Source organism: Singulisphaera acidiphila DSM 18658 (assembly GCF_000242455.2).
Classification (GTDB): Bacteria; Planctomycetota; Planctomycetia; order Isosphaerales; family Isosphaeraceae; genus Singulisphaera; species Singulisphaera acidiphila.
On record NC_019892.1, the window covers coordinates 5,867,849 to 5,884,544 of the forward strand.

The window sequence follows — 16,696 nt, forward strand, 5'->3', positions numbered from 1 at the left end:
CGATCGGCCAGGACAAAAGGCAAGCGTTCACATCAAAAAGGGTAACGAGCAGAGCCGTTTCAGGGAATGCCTGAAACGGGCTACCTCCCGGTAAAACCGATAAAATCCGACAGTTCGAGCGATCCCGGCGACCCGCTTGTGGCGCCCGAAGGCCGCGGGCTACCATATCCTCGTCCCGTCGCACTTCAATTCCGCAGGGAGCGTCGGCCCGGCTGGGATCGCCTTGTCGCTCTAACTGGATAGGGTCGGCCGTCTTTTGTAAGTGTGGGCGAAGCCGCTCACTCGAGTCGTCGGCCTGGGGCACGTCGAATCTTCCTCCTCATTCGAGGCCATCACCATGAGCAGGTTCGGGTTTCTTGCCTTTGCACTCTCCGTCGGAATCGCCGGCTCGGCGCTGGGGCGTGAGGCGAAGCTCACACGCTACCCTCATTATCACGAGGGCAAGGTCGCTTTCAGCTACCTCGGCGACATCTGGACCGCCAAGGAAGATGGCACCGAGATTGTTCGGCTTACAGCCAACAAGTCCCGAGATATCTTTCCTCGTTTCTCACCGGACGGTAAGTGGATCGCGTTCTCGAGCGATCGCGAGGGGGGGCTCGACGTTTACATCATCCCCGTTGCGGGGGGCGACGTGAAGCGGCTCACGGTCCACTCGGCCGACGACGTGGTGCTCAACTGGAACCCGGATAGCAAGTCGATCCTGTTCGCCAGCCAGCGCGGAGAGGATTTCATGGGCAAGCTCTACACCGTCTCCGTCGATGGCGGTCTGGCCAGGAATGCCGGGCCCGACATGGGCACGGCCGGCAGCTATTCGCCCGACGGCACCCGGCTCGCAATCAATCGAAAGACGCAGCCGTACTGGCGCAAATACTACCGAGGCGCTTACCAGAGCGACGTCACGGTCATGGACCTGGCCCTCAAGTCGTTCAAGGACCTCACCGATTACGACGGGGTCGACTCCTGGCCGATGTGGAGCCAGGACGGCCACATCTACTTCGTCTCCGACCGCGACGACAACGCCCAGACCAACCTCTGGCGCGTGTCTGAGAGTGGCGGCGAGGCGACGCGGGTGACCGATTTCCACGAGGGCGACGTCCGGTTCCCCGCCCTCTCGAGCGACGGCAAAACGATCGTCTTCGAACGCGACTTCGGTATCGTCAAGCTCGACCTCATCACCAAGGAGGTCAAGCCGCTCAAGTTCACGATTGCCGCCGAGACTCAGGAGAGCCTGACCGAATTCAAGAGCTTCAACTCGACGATCAGCGACTATGACCTCGCCCCGGATGGCGAGCGAATCGTCTTTGCCGTGCGCGGGGAGGTCTTTACCGCACCTACCGATGAGGGGGGAGAACTCCGGCAGATCACCGAAGGAGAGTCGCGTGATCAGGACGTGACTTATTCACCCGACGGGAATTGGCTGGCCTACGTCTCCGACAAGAGTGGACGCGAGGAGATCTATGTCCTGTCGGCCGACGGGGCCGGCGAGGCCAAGCAAGTCACCGACCTCGACGCGCTCAAGTCGTCCTACCTCTGGTCGCCCGATTCCAAGTCATTTGCTTTCACCACTGCCGACGGCAAGCTCTACACGATCACGGCCGAGGGGAAGGACCTCAAGGAACTGGCCTCCTCGAAGTACGGCCGATTCAGCCGGCCGACCTGGTCCCCCGACGGCAACTGGATCGCCTATTCACGGCCCGACGTGTCGCGTTCCAGCGATATCTACCTGATCCCGGCCAAGGGGGGCGAGGAGAAGAAGGTCACATTCGACTCCGCGAATGAGACCAACCCGCGGTTTTCGGCCGACGCCAAGTCGCTCTACTTCCTTCGCGTCGAAGGGGACGATGAGTCCGGCGATCGGCCCTCCATGCAGATTTTCTGCACGCCGCTCGAGAAGATCGAGAAAGACCCCGAAGTGACCGAGGCCGCGGCCGCCAAGTCGAACCGGGCCAACGCCCCTGATGCGAACGCCGAGATGCGGAAGGCTGCGACGGCTCGAAAAACGACTCCTAAAGAGCCGAACATCGACTGGGCCGGCCTGAAGCGGCGGACCCGGCAGGTCACCCGGTTGGGTTCGGTCTCCAGCTTCATCCCGGCCAACGACGGTAAGACGCTCGTCTTCGTCGCTTCGGAAGGGCAAGGGGGGCGGGGAGGCGCCCGCGCCATCTCCACGATCCAGGATGACGGCAAGAAGCTCAATCGCCTTTCCTCGAGCACGCCCGATACGGCTGAACCCGAGGGGGATGCCCCGCGCGGTCCGCGCGGGTCCCGAGGCGGCGGCCCCGGCAACCTCAACCTCACGCGGGACGGCCGGACCCTCTACTTCCAGGAGGGAGAATCGGTCTACAGCATTCCGATGTCGGGCGGTGGAGGCGGTGGTGGTGGTGCGGCGGCGGGTGGGGGACGCTCCGGGGGGGCTTCGCCCGGCGGCGTGTCGCGGAAGAAGGTGGCCTTCAACGTTACGGTCCGGATCGACAAGTCCAAGGAATGGGAGGAGATGTTCGACGACGCCTGGCGGACGATGAAGTACCGCTTCTATGATCCGAAGATGCATAGCAAAGACTGGGATGCCATGCGGGCTAAGTACAAGCCGTTGGTCCAGTACGTGGGTGATCGCCATGAGCTGATGAACATCATCAACGAGATGATCGGCGAGCTGAATGCGTCGCACACCGGGGCCTCGGTCGAGGGGGGATCAGCGTCAGGGAGCATCGCCACCCGCCACTTGGGGCTCGAGTTGGATGAGGATCAAGCGGCGGGCCGCTACGTGGTCAGCTATGTCTATGAAGAGGGGCCGGCCGATAAGGACTGGATCAAGATCGAAAAAGGTCACTACCTGATCGCCCTTGATGGCAAGCCCCTCAAGGCGGGTGACAACTACTGGGAGCGGCTTGGCCGGCGCTTGAATCCGAAGGTTGAGCTGACGGTCAACACCAAGCCCAACGACGAGGGGGCGTGGACGATCAAGTATGAGCCGATCTCACTCACGACGTATGGTCAGCTCCGCTACGATCGCTGGGTGAAGGGACGGCGGGAACTGGTCGACAAGCTCTCGGACGGCCGGGTGGGCTATCTCCACATCAAGGCGATGGATCCCCCCTCGCTGGCGCGGTTCAAGAAGGAGCTGGCCGAGTTTCGCCACAAGGAGGGACTTGTGATCGACGAACGCTGGAATGGCGGCGGCAACATCGAGCAAGAGTTGCTGGCGATCCTGGTCCAACGCCCTTATGAAGTCTGGCACCCGCGCGGCACCGAGCCGACGCCCCGTCCGTTCTCGGGCTACTACGGGCCGAAGGTGGTGCTTCAAAATTGGCGGAGTGCCTCCAACGCCGAGATGTTCCCCGCCGGCTTCAGGGCCTTGGGGCTGGGCAAGCTGGTCGGCACCCAGACCATGGGGGCGGTCATCGGCACGGGCAGCTATCAGCTCATCGACGGATCGAGCATCCGCACCCCGGGGGTCGGCGTCTTCCTGGCCGATGAGGCGCGGACGAACATGGAAAATACCGGGGTCAAGCCCGACGTGGTCGTCGAAAACTCCCCCGAAGACAACCTCTCCGGCCATGATCGACAGCTCGAAACGGCCGTTCAGGAAGTCATGAAATCACTCAAGGGAACGAACGGGGTGGCGGGCGGCGAGTGATTCAGGCGAGCGAAATCTTTCTGTCGTCGGGGCCAATCTGACGACGGCAACCCACAAAAGCAACGGCGGCCCGCTCCTGAGAGGGAGCGGGCCGCCGTTATCGTTTTCGCTTCAGGGATAATGAATCCGGCAAGCCTGCTGCGCTCCCCACTCGTCTGGGGAGGTATCCCCTGTTGAGGCGGTTTAGTTGGCGGCCTTTTTGCCAGCAATGGGGGCGATGGACGAGGCGACACCCTTCTCGTGGGTCACCTTGGCGCGAATCCCCTTCTTGCCCGCGTCGATCTGCTTCGTGACGTTCTTCTCGAGCTTCTCGAGGTCGACCTTGCTCGTCTTCTTCGGGGTGACATACTCGGTCGCGTCGGTGGTCGTGATCTCGACCTCTTTGTCCGAACCCTTCTCGAGGACGGTGATCTTCTTGGCGGCTACGTCGACCTTGGTGATCACGCCGAGGATCTCCTCGGCGATCGCGGGGACGACAACCACGGTCAGGGCCACGAGGCTCACGGCCAGCATTCGCAGGAAGGATCGTCGCTGAGTCATTGTGCTTTTTCCTCTTGAGCCAGGATGGCTCGTCACCCGGTCTGGGGCCGACCGCGCTTCCGCAATGGAAAGGGCGCAGGGGGCCGACCCACCGCTTCGCCGGGGTCGGTGAAGGATCAACCCCGCCGAAGCCCGAAAGTAGTGAGCTTTCTCCTTATCAGGGCGTTTTTTTGGAGAGCTCGGGCCGATTTTTAAGAAGACGTGTGGATCTCAAGGAGAACCGCCGTCGTTTCTTCGGTGAGCCTCGAGAAATTCCAAGCGGAATTGTTCTCCGCGTGAAGTCTTCCCGGTGAGCCGGTTCATTGCGATCCGACGGGACGACCGTTCGTTCATGGCCCATGGCGCAATTCCGGGGACCTTCCTCACATCATGCCGGGAAGGTGTTTTTGGAATAATCCCTAAAATCACAAATGTCCGAGGCCGTGAGAACCGATACAGGTCATAACCTGATCTCTTCAAATCTGTGGCTGCGCATTTCTTGACCCCGGCGACTCGAAAACAATTCAGCTACGAAGAACGGGAAGGTTGGGTAAAGCGAGGCCGTCGTCGGCGGCCGGTTCTCCTCAGCTATTTGCCTCGAACGGTATTCCGTGATAGAGGGCCGAAGTTATGCGCGGGAGAGTCGAATCCAACCGTGGAACGGGCCGGGAGTTCCACCGATCGCACGGCGACGGTGCGGAGGGAGGGCGGAAGCCTCACCTCGCCGATCGTTCGGCATCATGGAGCGGTGGTGGGCTGCCGGGGATTTCGGTCGTGGTGCCCGCCTACAACGAGGAACAGCGTCTCGAGGCCTCGTTGGTACGGATCTGGAACTATCTGACGCGGCGGTTCTCTGCCTTCGAGCTGATCGTCGTGGACGACGGCTCGACCGACGCAACCGCCCAGGTCGTCGAGGAGTTCGCTGCGGGCCATCCCTCGGTCGCGTTGATCGCCTATCAACCGAACCGGGGGAAGGGGTATGCGGTTCGGACCGGGATTCTTCGGGCTTCGTATGAGCTCATGCTCTTCTCGGACGCAGACCTGGCGACTCCCATCGAGGAAGTGGAAGCCCTCCTCGAGCGGATCGTGGCCGGGGCTGACGTCGCGATTGGCTCGCGGATGGTGGCGGGCTCACAGCTCAAGGTCCGCCAACCTTGGTATCGCGAACTGGCGGGGCGGAGCTTCAACAGGCTGGCCCAGCGGATGGCCACACCCGGGATCGTCGATACGCAGTGCGGCTTCAAGCTGTTCTTCGGCCCGGTGGCCCGCGATGTGTTTAGCCGCATGAGTGAGGACGGTTTCGGGTTCGATATCGAAGTGCTCCTGCTGGCGCTTCGGCTCGGTTACGAAGTCGCCGAGGTCCCCGTGGAATGGAGGCATTGTGAGGGCTCGAAGGTCCGCCTGCTGCGTGACTCGGCTCGGATGTTCTCCACGCTGGTCCGAGTTCGGAAACGCCATCATGCAGTCAGGAGCCTGAAAAATGAATGCGTCCGAGTATGATCGAATGTTCGAGAACGAAGACCATTACTGGTGGTTTGTCAGCCGTCGGGAGTTGATCGTCGACCAGGTCGGCCGGCTGCCTCTTTCCGCCGATGCGCGGCTGCTGGACGTCGGTTGCGGCACGGGGGCGATTGCGGTGGCGCTCCGCCGGTTCGGCCGTGTGTTCGGTGTTGATGCCTCGCCGCTTGCGCTGGAGCGTTGCGAGCGACGCGGGCTGACCGAGGTGGTGCTGGGGAGTGCGGAGTCGCTTCCGGTCGACGACGACAGCGTCGACGTGATTGTGGCGGCCGATATTCTGGAGCACCTCGACGACGACCTGGCGGCCCTGGCCGAGTTCCACCGCACGCTCAAGCCCGGCGGGCACGCCGTGATCGCCGTCCCGGCGTATCAGGCGCTCTGGAGCGAGCACGACGTGGCTTTGATGCACAAGCGGCGCTACGTCGCCGAAGAGCTTCGCCGTCGCGTCGAGCAGGCGGGCCTTCGACCGATCGTCCTGACCTATGCGCTCTCGTTCCTGCTGCCGATGGCGCTGACCCGCCTGCTGAGGCGAAAGCCGCCGGCTCATGGAGCCGCTCCCCAGGCCCAATTGATCCCGGTTCCGGCCGTGCTCAACGCGGCCTTGATCCGGTTCCAGCGGTTGGAGACCGCGCTGCTGCGCTGGGTCCGCCTTCCCTGGGGGCTGACTGTGCTCGCCGTGGTTCGCAAGCCTGAGCCGGATGCGACGTCCACCCGACACTTGCCCGCTCCCCACGTGGTTCCTGTCTCCCAGCGGGTCTAGGCTGCGGACAGGGATGTTTGTTTTTTTGTTGCTTATGATCCCCTCGGCGCGATCAAAAGCGGTCCGCCAAGTCTGGCCGTCCGCCGATCGCTGGCGACTTGGTCCGTATCTTTTGGAACGGGAGAGCGAGCCGGATGCGAGAGATTGCTCCTTGCGAATCCCAGGCGGTCGAAGTGGGCGGCCGGTCTTGGCCTTTGCTCGTGGGGCTGGCGGCGTTGCCGATCGTCGTGGCGCTCGCGGTTTATTATCTCCCCGCCGGACCCGAGTCGGCCGCCTGGCAGCTTCAGGGCGATCAGGTCTTTTATGAATATCAGATGTCTCGGGTGGCCGAGCTCGGCGGTCGATTCTGGAAGATTCCCGACGACCCGCTTCTGGGCTGGCCCTATCAGTCAGAGATTGCCAAGTACCCTCACCTGCTCGAAGGTTTCGACCTGCTGCTGATCGCTACGATCTCCGCGCTCGTGCTCGACCCTGCTGCCAACTACCACTTTCTCGTCCTCTCCGCGATTGCGATCAATGGCTGGATCGCCGGCGGTTTGACTCTCCGGCTGACCCGCTCTTACCTCTGGGCGGCCGCCTCGATTGTGCTCATCACATTGAATGGGCAAGTAGCGGGTCGAATGCGCGGCCACCTCCATCTTTTCAAATTCGGATGGTTCTTGCTGGCGACCTGGACGTTCTGGCGTTTCCTCGAAGCTCCGTCCTGGCGGCGCGGGGCTGCGCTGGGGGTGGCGGTGGCTCTGGTCCTCCAGGGGTCGTTCTACTTCGGGTATTTCGTGGCGTTGACGTTCGGAGTGTGGTGGCTCGGTTGCCTGGTTGCCGGGCGGTTCGATCGGCGGCACGTCGCGGCGACGGCAGCGGCTCTGGCGGCATTCGTCCCGCTCGCGGCGGCTCTGATCTATCCCGCCTTGACCGTCACGAAGAGCTATCTCCTGGCCGACGTCTATGCACGCCGCCCCTTGAAAGACACCTGGTTGTTTAGCTCGGATCTCTGGCAATACTTCGTGCCGCACACGTCGTCGTGGGCGCAGCAGTACATCGCGGCGATTGGGGTCAAGCCGCCCTCGCTTTACAGCGAAGGGTGGAACTACCCGGGGCTTGCGGTGCTGGCGGGTGTCGCCATCTACGCGATCGCCCGGTTACGGGGCAAGCGGCTTTGCGAGGCGCAGGGGTTCCTCGACCTCGCCATGGGGCAGATCGCGTTGCTGGTCGGCCTCAGTCTGGTTGGCGGCCCTTCCTTTTTCCTCTACCGGTTCGTCCCCTCGATTCGGGCCTACGGCCGGGCGGGCGAACTGGTGTTGGGACTCGGGTGCGTGACGTCGCCTTTGATCTTCCACTCGCTGGCTGGTTTGCTGAGGCCACGGTGGCTCCGCGCTGCGGTCGTGGCGGGCGGGCTCGCCCTGGTCGCGAATGATGCATCCTACACCCACTCCCTCGTCGTCTGGGGCGAGCGAACGGCGGACAAGACGCCCGCCTGGGTCGACTGGTTGGCCAAGCAACCGCCGCAAGTCAGGCTGGCTGCGTTCTCACCGATTGATAACGACTACTGGTTTGGGATGGCGAGCTACCGGATGCGCCATCAGCACCAGACGCTCAACGGTTGTGATTGGGAATTGCTCAACGGTGATTTGAAACTGCTGGGCGCATCCTACAACGAGATGAATCAAGAAGGGCTGAAGTTCATCGCGTCGCTCGGCTACGAGACGTTGGCGTTCCACCGCGACTATCTCCGTACGCATCCCTGGATCGGTACGCTCCCTTGGTTGGAGCGCCAGGCGAACCTGGGCGACTGGCAGGTCTTTCGGACGGGCGCCGGGGCGCCGCGGTTCCCCGCCGACTCCCTGCGGCGCGTCCTGGTCGGCCAGGATCGCGAGGCCCCTCCTGCCGTGGTGCCGTCCCAGGCATGGATCACCGGCCGGTTGGGCCTCGATCGGACCGTGGTGGTGCTCCGGCCTCGACGGATCTCCCTGGCCTGGGCCAAGCGCGACGGGAAGCTCGTGAGCGACCCATGCGTCGCCCTCTATCAGCACGTCTTCGGGCCGGACATCCCGGCCTACACGATTGAGACGCCGAAGGAGGCCGGCGCTTACGACCTGGTCTTCCTCGATGATCGGGGGCATCGAGTCGCCTCGAAGCCCTATGTCGTGTCCACGGCGCTCCAGACGAGCGGCCAGGCTTTCGGCGCCGCCCCGCCCGACTTTTCGCTCAATGCGGTGACCTTGGGCGGATCCGATTCGGGGGCCGGACCGCTCCATGTCGTGCTCGAGAACCAGAGCCCGTACTACATCCAGTCTCACGTAGCGCGGGACAAGGATCTGGGGTCGGCTCGGGTGCAGCCGGGGATCGCCGCCTCGGAGCAGGGGTCGGCCTTCATGCTGGTCGAGTATCGTCAGGGCGAGGTGCTCAAAGATCAGGTTCGCCGGATGCTCCCGCACGACCTACCCCCGGGCGGCCGTCTCGAGATGGATCTGCCTGTCTACTGGAATGAGGCGGTCGACGCGTCGTCGAAGGTCGTCGCCTTTCCCTATTTTCATAACGTCGACCCTGCGCTCGCCCCCAAAACGATCCGGAGTGACCAGGCGCTGAACCTGTCCCTTGAGCCGCAACGCTTGGCGGTAGGGGCTGCGCCCTCGGTGGTCAAGTGATGGGGTGATGCTCTGTCCTTGATCAGGCGGGCTGGAGGAGTTTTCCGTCGTCGGCGGGGTAGAGCTCATCGCGGTGGGTGACGCGGTCGCGGCCGCGTTGCTTGGAACGGTAGAGGGCCTGGTCGGCCGCTTCCATGAGTTTGGAAATGTCGAGATAAGAGGGGGTCATGGTGGCGACGCCGACGCTCGACGTGATTGGCCGGAGTGGCCAGGCCCAATCGGCGACGGCCGATCGCAACCGCTCGGCGACTTCCCGGCTTCCGTCGACGGCCGTCATCGGCATCACCACGATGAACTCTTCTCCGCCGTAACGCGCCACCAGGTCGCAGGCGCGAACGTTGGTGCGGAGAATGTCGGCGATTCGGCAGAGCACCTCGTCGCCGGCCCGGTGGCCGTAGTCGTCGTTGTATTGCTTGAAAAGGTCGACGTCGAGGATGGCCAGCGACAACGGTTGTTTCTGTCGCAAGGTCAGCGCCGCCTGAGTTTCCAGGACTTCGAGGAGGTGGCGGCGGTTGCTCAGGCCGGTCAGCGGGTCGGTCGCGACCAGTTCGGCGAGCCGCTCGTTCTGGTCGCGGAGTTCGACGTACATCCGCTTGGCCTGGGCGGTCCGGTCGAGAATCATTTCCTCGGCTCTCAGGAACCGGAGGGCCACGGTCAAACGCGCGGTCAGGTCGCGCGGGTCGATCGGCTTGGCCAGGAAGTCGTCCGCGTCGGCCGGCAGTTCCCCGAGCTCTTGCTGGTCCTCGTTCCGTTCGCCGGTGAGGATCACGTAGGTTGCGGCCAGGTTGGCCTCTCCGCGAATCCGCCGACAGAGTTCCCGGCCGTCGATCAGGGGAAGATGCCAGTCGGCGAGCACGGCCTGGACGCGATCCTGGCGGATCGTTTGCCAGGCCTTGTGACCGTCGAGGGCCACGATCGCGTGATGCCCCATCGCCTCGAGCCCTTGTTGTAGAACGTGCGCCGCGGCCTGGTTTTCGTCGGCGATGAGAACGGTCAGTCCCGGTTGGGGGGGGGATTCGCTGAAGCGGAACGGTACCGGGACCGTGATCGAGGGGTTTGTGTGCGGCAACGGCTTGACCGCGGTCGTTTTCCGCGAGTGCTGGAGCGCTCCTTCGTGGTTTTGATCGATGCTGGCGTTTTCAACGAGGGAAGACTTGGTGGGGAAAGTGCGGAGTAACTCGGTGGCCGACTGGTCCAGGCCACTGTGCGGCCCGCTCGCATGGAGACGGAGGAATGTTTCAACGACCAAGGGATCGAGGGCGGTTCCCGCCAGCGAGGCGATATATTCCATCACCCGGCCAAGCGGCCACGCCTTGCGATAGGGCCGGTCATTGCTGAGCGCGTCCCAGATGTCGGCAACGGTGAAGATCCGCGCGGCGAGCGGGATCTCCTCACCCGCCAGACCTTGCGGATAGCCGCTGCCATCCCACTTCTCATGGTGGCAGAAGGGAATGTCGATTGCCGGCCGGAGGAACTGGATCCGAGAGAGTAGGTCTCGGGCATACTCCGGGTGTTGCCGCATGATTTGCCATTCTTCTTCGTTCAGCGGACCGGGCTTGAGCAGGATGCGGTCGGGGATGCCCATTTTGCCGATGTCGTGGAGCAAGGCTCCTCGGCGAATCTGAATGATCTCGTCCTGGCCGACGCCCATGGCCCGGGCGAGGCGAACCGTCATCTCGGTGACCCGCCGGCAATGCCCTTCGGTCTCCTTGTCACGCAAGTCCAGGGCGTGCGACCAGCCTTCGATCGTGGCGTCGTACGCGAGGGTCAACTCGGTATTGGCGCGACGCAGCCCCTCGTAGAGGCTGACATTCTCCACCGCGATCGCCGCCTGGCTCGCGAGGAGTTCCAGCAGGTCGGACCACTCTTGATCGATCTCGAACGGGGAACGGTGGAAGACCTCGAGGATCCCTTTGACTTCCCCCTTGGCTAATAAAGGGACGGCGTGGTAGGTGACGAATCCTTCCTGCGCAAACTCGGCCGCGCGAACGAAGGTCTCGTCGGACCGGTTCAGGTCCGCGATATGCATGGAACGATGTTCCAAGGCAACCCGCCCCCCGCCGTGGCGGCAGAGCGGCACGTGGGCATTGCCAATTGCCTCTGTCCGAAAGCCCCAGGACGCGGCGGTCTCCAACGTCTGAGTCCTCGGGTCGAGCAAGAGGAGGTCGCAAGCGTCGACATGAAGTTGTGCCTTGACTTGATCGAGCACAAGGTTGAGGATCGTTGGGAGGTCGAGCCCGGCCGTAATCGCCGAGTCGATCCTGCGGAGCGAGGCGAGTCGTTGCAGCCGGCGCTCGAGACGAGCATTGAGGGCCAGGACTTCCTCTTCCGCGAGCTTCCTGGCGGTGATGTCGGTGATCGATCCCGACATCCGCGTTGCCTTGCCGTTCTGATCCCAGATCGCCTGGCCTCGTGCATGGAACCAACGATAGACACCGGCCTTGTTCCGGAGCCGATACTCCACGTCGTAGGGGGCCTGCCTCGTGAGATGCTCGCTGAAAGCGAACATGACCCGCTCGCAGTCGTGGTCGTGAAGTAAGGAGACGAAGCTTTTCAGGGTGTTCTCCACCTCGTGGTCCTCGTACCCAATGAGCTCCTTGAAGCGAGGGGAGAGGTAGAGAACGTCGTTGTCGCAGTTCCAGTCCCAGAGCCCTGCGCTCGATCCGCGCATTGCCAGCGTGTACCGCTCTTCGCTGATTCGTAGATCCCGCTCCGCGCGGCGCAGTTCGGTCACGTCGACCGCGATCCCCCCGATCAGGATTTGTCCCGACCCGTCGTCAATGGGATATTTCAGGCTAATCCAATGGTGGGGTTGGTCGACCTGGTCGCAGGTCTCCGTGGCCGCTTTGACAAAAGCTTGGGTCCTAAGAACTTCACGGTCGCTCTTCGTCAGGAGTTCCGCCGTCTCTTGGCCTCTCAGCTCCTCATCCGTACGGCCGAGCAACGCTTCGATCGGCTTGCCGAAGAGTTTGACCCAGGCTTTGTTGCCGTAGATGTAACGTCCCCGGTCATCCTTGATGAACGTCACGGCCGGATTGTAGTCCATGAACGCCTGGAACCTGGCTTCGCTTCTGGCCAGGGAGCTCGAGCGCTCCCGGAGTGTCGCCAGGGCGATTTCATAGGCTGAGGAGACCGCGAACAGTTGCCTCCGTGTGATGATGAACAGGACAGCGCCCAGGATCAGCGCCGCGATTCCTGTCGAGATCAGCCCGGCCGTCGCGAGCGCGCGTGTGGAATAGCCGTAGCGATTGCTTTGAGCCTTCTCGTCGGCAATACACTTGCTGAGGAGGTTGCGGATCCCGTCGATCAACGAATTGCCCGCCGGGTTCAAGTCGTGATTCGGGAGGACTCCGACGCCCTCTTGCTTCAAGACGATCATCTCATCGGCGTCGCGAGTCCATCGCCTGGTCAGTTCTTGGAGCTGAGTGACCCGTTTCGTCTGAATCGGCTCATCCGCAACCAACCGGGCCAGTTCGTTCAGAGAGGTATCGATCGCCCCGCTCGCGGATTTGTAAGGCTCAAGAAAACTGGTCAATCCGGTGATCAGGTATCCGCGCAGGCCGTTCTCCATACCCACGAGCAGCATCTGGACGAGATGGGCCTGGTCGATGACGCGATTGGTGTGCTCAATTCGCTTCGAGGTGTTGAGCAGAGAGACGGTTGACGTTAGGAAGATCACTGCGAGGATCGCCGTGAGCACCAACGGGAGGACGATGACCTGAATTAGCAAGGACCGTAGCAGGCCCGGCGTATGCTCTCCAGGCGAGGAGACAGCGTCATGGACGGGATCAGGTTTCTCGGTCGCCATCAGCAGCGTTTCCGGTGGTCGCCATCGAATCGATCGGTTGGCAAAGCGAACGAGATCGATCCGGCAGCGATCTCCGCCTAAACAGACGTGCTCTTCTCGATCGCTTCGCGTTGTCTCCCCGGTGAAACTAGGACATGGTTTGCCCTTTTACAAGAGACTGCGAATTGCAGTTCCCAGAGTTTGCAACCGTGGTTGCCGACCACCTGGAGACAAACCTCCTGTGTTCATGGACGACAGTACAGAAGGTCCGCCGGTTGGGGTTTCTTTCAGGCGGGTGGGGGGCGTATCTTCCGAAGCGAATCGTCCCATCGCCTAGGGAGTGTTTGCCTCGCGAAAATGTCATCCTGTCGCAAGGGTAGGCGGTTTTAGGGCCCCATTAAACGCGACGAGGGAATCGAACGGCTCAGAGGCTGCCGGCGTCGATCACTTCGCCGCCCGCCTTCGTCGCGATGCCCCACCAGGTTTGCGGGTTGACGCTGTCTTTGACGAAGCGAACCGAGCCATCGAGGAACCCGACGTTCACTCCCCCCGGATGGAACGAGCTGGCGCCCACGCACAGCGCCGAATACTCAACTGGCAGCGACTGGCTCTGGAACAGGCAGGCCTTCAGGTTCGGCGTCATGATGTGCGAATAGCCTCCCCCTTGGGCGGCGAAATCGCTGCCCCAGACTTGTCCTTTGGAGTCGAACCCGGCGAGTGTCGTCGCGTTCCTGCACGCGTTCAGATAAATGACGAGAGGGACGTAGGCGTTCGTCGCCGGTGGGGACATGGCCATGCGGTAGACCTGGTTCGGGCCTTCAATCGTGGTCCCGTTTTTCCCCCGGACCATTTCGCTCCAGAGGGCGGTGTTGGCAGTCCCGTCGGTGATACTGGCCAGGGTGACAATGGGCGCGAGCCGAGCCACGCTCGGGATGCCGGCGGCACCCATGAAGTAGGCTGGGCCGTCATACTGGCCGCCGTTGTTGGTCGGGGTCGTGCCCAGGTTGTTGGGATAGCTGGTATAGCCGACCTGACGGGGGGCGAGTCCGCTGACGGGATAGGTGCCGCACGGCACGTTCCCGTCCGACGGGCAGAGGAAGGTGCTGACCATCGTCGTCAGGCAGGTCGCGTTTGGCGCCGACTCCTGAAAGAAGGACATATTCAGCGAATCGAACAACGCACCCTGTTCGAGGAAGGGGAGGATGCGCACCTTCATGCTGAAGTTGTTCGACCATTCGGGCCCTGTGGACGCGGCGGGGGGGAGTGCGTCGTTGATGTCGCAGTAACTATGCACGGCAAGCCCGAGTTGCTTGAGGTGATTCGCGCACTGCGCACGACGGGCCGCCTCGCGGGCCGCTTGAACGGCGGGCAAGAGCAAGGCGATCAGCAGGCCAATGATGGCGATGACGACCAGAACCTCGATCAACGTGAATGCACGCCGGTGCGACCGTTCCGTGGGCCAAGTCGTCATCGCACTCTCCTCAAAGGAACCAGCAGGGTTTCCGCTGAGCTGCACGGGCCGCTTACGCAGCCTACGCATCACCGACGTTTGCTTGGAGCGTCCAGACGCGTTGAGCGAAAGAAGAACTTGGGGCCATCGGCTTTCACCCGATCTTTTACGAGTGTAGCGATGGGCTTTTACGGTTGTAAAGGGCGGGATTGGAAAGGCCAGTGTCTTGCCGGGTGGGCCGTGCCCGCCCGGCAAGGGTCAGATTTCTGAGGAGTTCGGCCGGGGGCGGTTCGCTCTTTGGGAATCAGGAACGTTCTGTGACCTGCTCCGCCAGGGTTTCCGCTTGCGTCACCATGTCGTCAAGCAGCCCCATCCCGAGTTCCCAGAAGGATGGGTCGGTCACGTCGACTCCGAGCTTCGCGAGCAGTCGGTCCGGCGAATCGGACCCGCCGGCGGCGAGTAGCTCGAGGTATTTGGGCACGAAGGAGGGGCCTTCCTCCTGGTATTTCCGGAAGAGCGCCAGGACGAGGAGTTCGCCGAAGGCGTAGGCGTAGCAGTAGAACGGGGACCGGATGAAGTGGCCGATATAGAGCCACCATGAGCTGTACCCCTCCGTGAGCCGGACCGCATCACCATGCATCGGCTGGTTGGCGGCCATCCAGAGCTGGTTGACTTGCTCGGTAGTCAGTTCCCCCTGGTCGCGACGCGCCTGGTGCAGGGCCTGTTCGAACCGGGTGAGAACGACCTGGCGGAAGACCGTGGCGAAGCTGTCCTCGATCTTCCCGCAGAGCAGGGCGAGCTGGGTTTTCGGGTCGGGATGGTTGATGAGCAATTGCTGGAAGGTGAGCATTTCCCCGAAGACGCTGGCGGTCTCGGCGGTCGTCAAAGGGGTGTGGCACTGGAGGTAGCCGACTTCGCGTGAGAGGTACTGATGGAGGCCGTGCCCCAACTCATGGGCCAGGGTCATGACGTCCCGGAGCTTATCCGTGTGATTCATCAGGATGTAAGGGTGAGCGCTTGGGACCGCGCTGCTGCTGAAGGCTCCGCTCCGTTTGCCCGGCCGCAGTTCGGCATCGATCCAGCGGTTCTCGAAGAACTCGCGGATGATCGTTCCGGCCTGGGGACTGAATGCGCCGTAACTCGCCTCAACCGTCTGGCGGGCGGTCGGCCAGTCGCACCCAGGCAAGTCGGGGAAGAGGGGGGCATAGCGGTCGTAGTCGCTCAAATCCTCGAGCTTTAGCAGCCTGGCCTTGAGCCGGTAGTAACGATGGACCGTCTCGTGGTGCCGCTCGGCCGCACTCATGAGCGCCTCGACCGTCGCGTCGTCAATCTCGTTGGCTAGGTGGCGTGAGGTCATTGGGCCGGAGAAGTGACGGAGCTCGCCGTTCGACTTATGGTCGAGGATCACCGTGTTGAAGATGAAGGTGAGCAGCCGTGAGTTCCCTTGCAGGCCCGAGGTCAGGCTGGCCGCGGCCGCCTTGCGGACTGCGCGGTCGGCGTCGTAGAGCTTGGCCAAGACTTGTTGCAGGCTGAGCGACTCGACCTGGCCGTCCTGTTCGTACGGGCAGGTCAGCGACGAGAGGGTCTCTTCGAACAGGCGTACAAACGCCGCGCGGCCGGTGACATCTTTCTCCTCGAGGACCTTCTCCTCAGCCTCACCGAGGTAGTGGGGTCTCCAGGCCTGCTTCCGCTCCAGGTAGTGGCGATACCGACCCAGTTCCGGCGCCTTGAGGAGTGAAGCGACTACCTCCTCGGGCAGGTGGATCAACTCCAGGTCGAAGAAGATCAGGTGCTTGTTGATCGCGACCCGCTGCTCCCTGGTTCGCGCGAGCAAGGCGCCATGCTTGGGATCATCGGTCTTCGCGGCGTGGAGCAGGCTCGCGTAGACGATCGGCCGGTCCATCTGCTCCGAGAGCCCTTCCAGCTCGACGACTGCGGCCAGGAGCAGGGCCGTCGTCGGCCCTCCTTTGACGGCGATCTGGCCTCGGTACGAAGTCTCGAAGGCCCGCGCGCGATGGAGCGACGCCTCGAGGTCGCGCTCGATCCGGGGGTCATCCACCCCGGAATAGAGGTCGCCCAGGTCCCAGGTGATGCCGTCCGCACTGCTGGCCGCTCGTTCCGATCGGGTCATGATCGTGCTCGCTCTCCACTTCGCTTCACTTCCGTGATCCCTTCCCAAAGGGGGATTCCCTTCGGGCTTTGCCATTGTACACCAACGCGCGTCCCGGATCCGGAGGCCAGGCGATCGCCCGTCAAGGGGGACGACGCCCGATTGATCCTCGAGGCCATTTTCACGAGCTTTACCCGTCCACGATGGTTTTGATTGATGCGCTTTGCCATTATCGTTACGATGTTGAAGAATCGTTGGATTTTGGGTCGT

The 16,696-nt window shown here is 62.7% G+C and carries 8 protein-coding genes; 4 read left to right on the forward strand and 4 right to left on the reverse strand.

Annotated features, from left to right (window positions below):
- The first annotated feature begins 337 nt into the window (after window positions 1-337).
- Window positions 338-3,637, forward strand: a complete 3,300-nt coding sequence (locus tag SINAC_RS23200) for a S41 family peptidase (RefSeq protein WP_015248015.1) — start codon at window positions 338-340, stop codon at window positions 3,635-3,637.
- Window positions 3,638-3,820: 183 nt separating this feature from the next.
- Here the strand turns inward: SINAC_RS23200 and SINAC_RS23205 are convergent, their stop codons facing one another.
- The gene (locus SINAC_RS23205) at window positions 3,821-4,177 is read right to left on the reverse strand and encodes a hypothetical protein (RefSeq protein ID WP_015248016.1); all 357 of its coding nucleotides are present in this window, start codon (window positions 4,175-4,177) and stop codon (window positions 3,821-3,823) included.
- 609 nt (window positions 4,178-4,786) lie between these two features.
- On the opposite strand from SINAC_RS23205, the gene SINAC_RS23210 reads away from it, so the two are divergent.
- The 3 genes from SINAC_RS23210 (at window position 4,787) to SINAC_RS23220 (ending at window position 9,079) form a co-directional block, all read left to right on the forward strand.
- Window positions 4,787-5,656: a dolichyl-phosphate beta-glucosyltransferase gene (locus SINAC_RS23210; RefSeq protein WP_015248017.1), complete on the forward strand. Its 870-nt coding sequence runs from the start codon at window positions 4,787-4,789 to the stop codon at window positions 5,654-5,656.
- The gene (locus tag SINAC_RS23215; protein ID WP_015248018.1) at window positions 5,637-6,434 is read left to right on the forward strand and encodes a class I SAM-dependent methyltransferase; all 798 of its coding nucleotides are present in this window, start codon (window positions 5,637-5,639) and stop codon (window positions 6,432-6,434) included. The genes SINAC_RS23210 and SINAC_RS23215 overlap by 20 nt, the downstream gene beginning before the upstream one ends.
- Window positions 6,435-6,568: 134 nt before the next feature.
- Window positions 6,569-9,079, forward strand: coding sequence for a hypothetical protein (locus tag SINAC_RS23220; protein ID WP_015248019.1), 2,511 nt, complete (start codon window positions 6,569-6,571; stop codon window positions 9,077-9,079).
- A gap of 22 nt (window positions 9,080-9,101) precedes the next feature.
- Here the strand turns inward: SINAC_RS23220 and SINAC_RS23225 are convergent, their stop codons facing one another.
- The 3 genes from SINAC_RS23225 to SINAC_RS23235 form a co-directional block, all read right to left on the reverse strand.
- Window positions 9,102-12,887: a diguanylate cyclase gene (locus SINAC_RS23225; RefSeq protein WP_015248020.1), complete on the reverse strand. Its 3,786-nt coding sequence runs from the start codon at window positions 12,885-12,887 to the stop codon at window positions 9,102-9,104.
- Between the two features lie 403 nt (window positions 12,888-13,290).
- On the reverse strand, window positions 13,291-14,337 hold the full coding sequence (locus SINAC_RS23230; protein ID WP_015248021.1) for a DUF1559 family PulG-like putative transporter: 1,047 nt from the start codon (window positions 14,335-14,337) through the stop codon (window positions 13,291-13,293).
- A 283-nt stretch (window positions 14,338-14,620) separates the two neighbouring features.
- A complete protein-coding gene (locus SINAC_RS23235; protein ID WP_015248022.1) occupies window positions 14,621-16,447 on the reverse strand; it encodes a M3 family oligoendopeptidase in 1,827 nt (608 codons plus the stop codon).
- Between the last annotated feature and the right edge of the window lie 249 nt (window positions 16,448-16,696).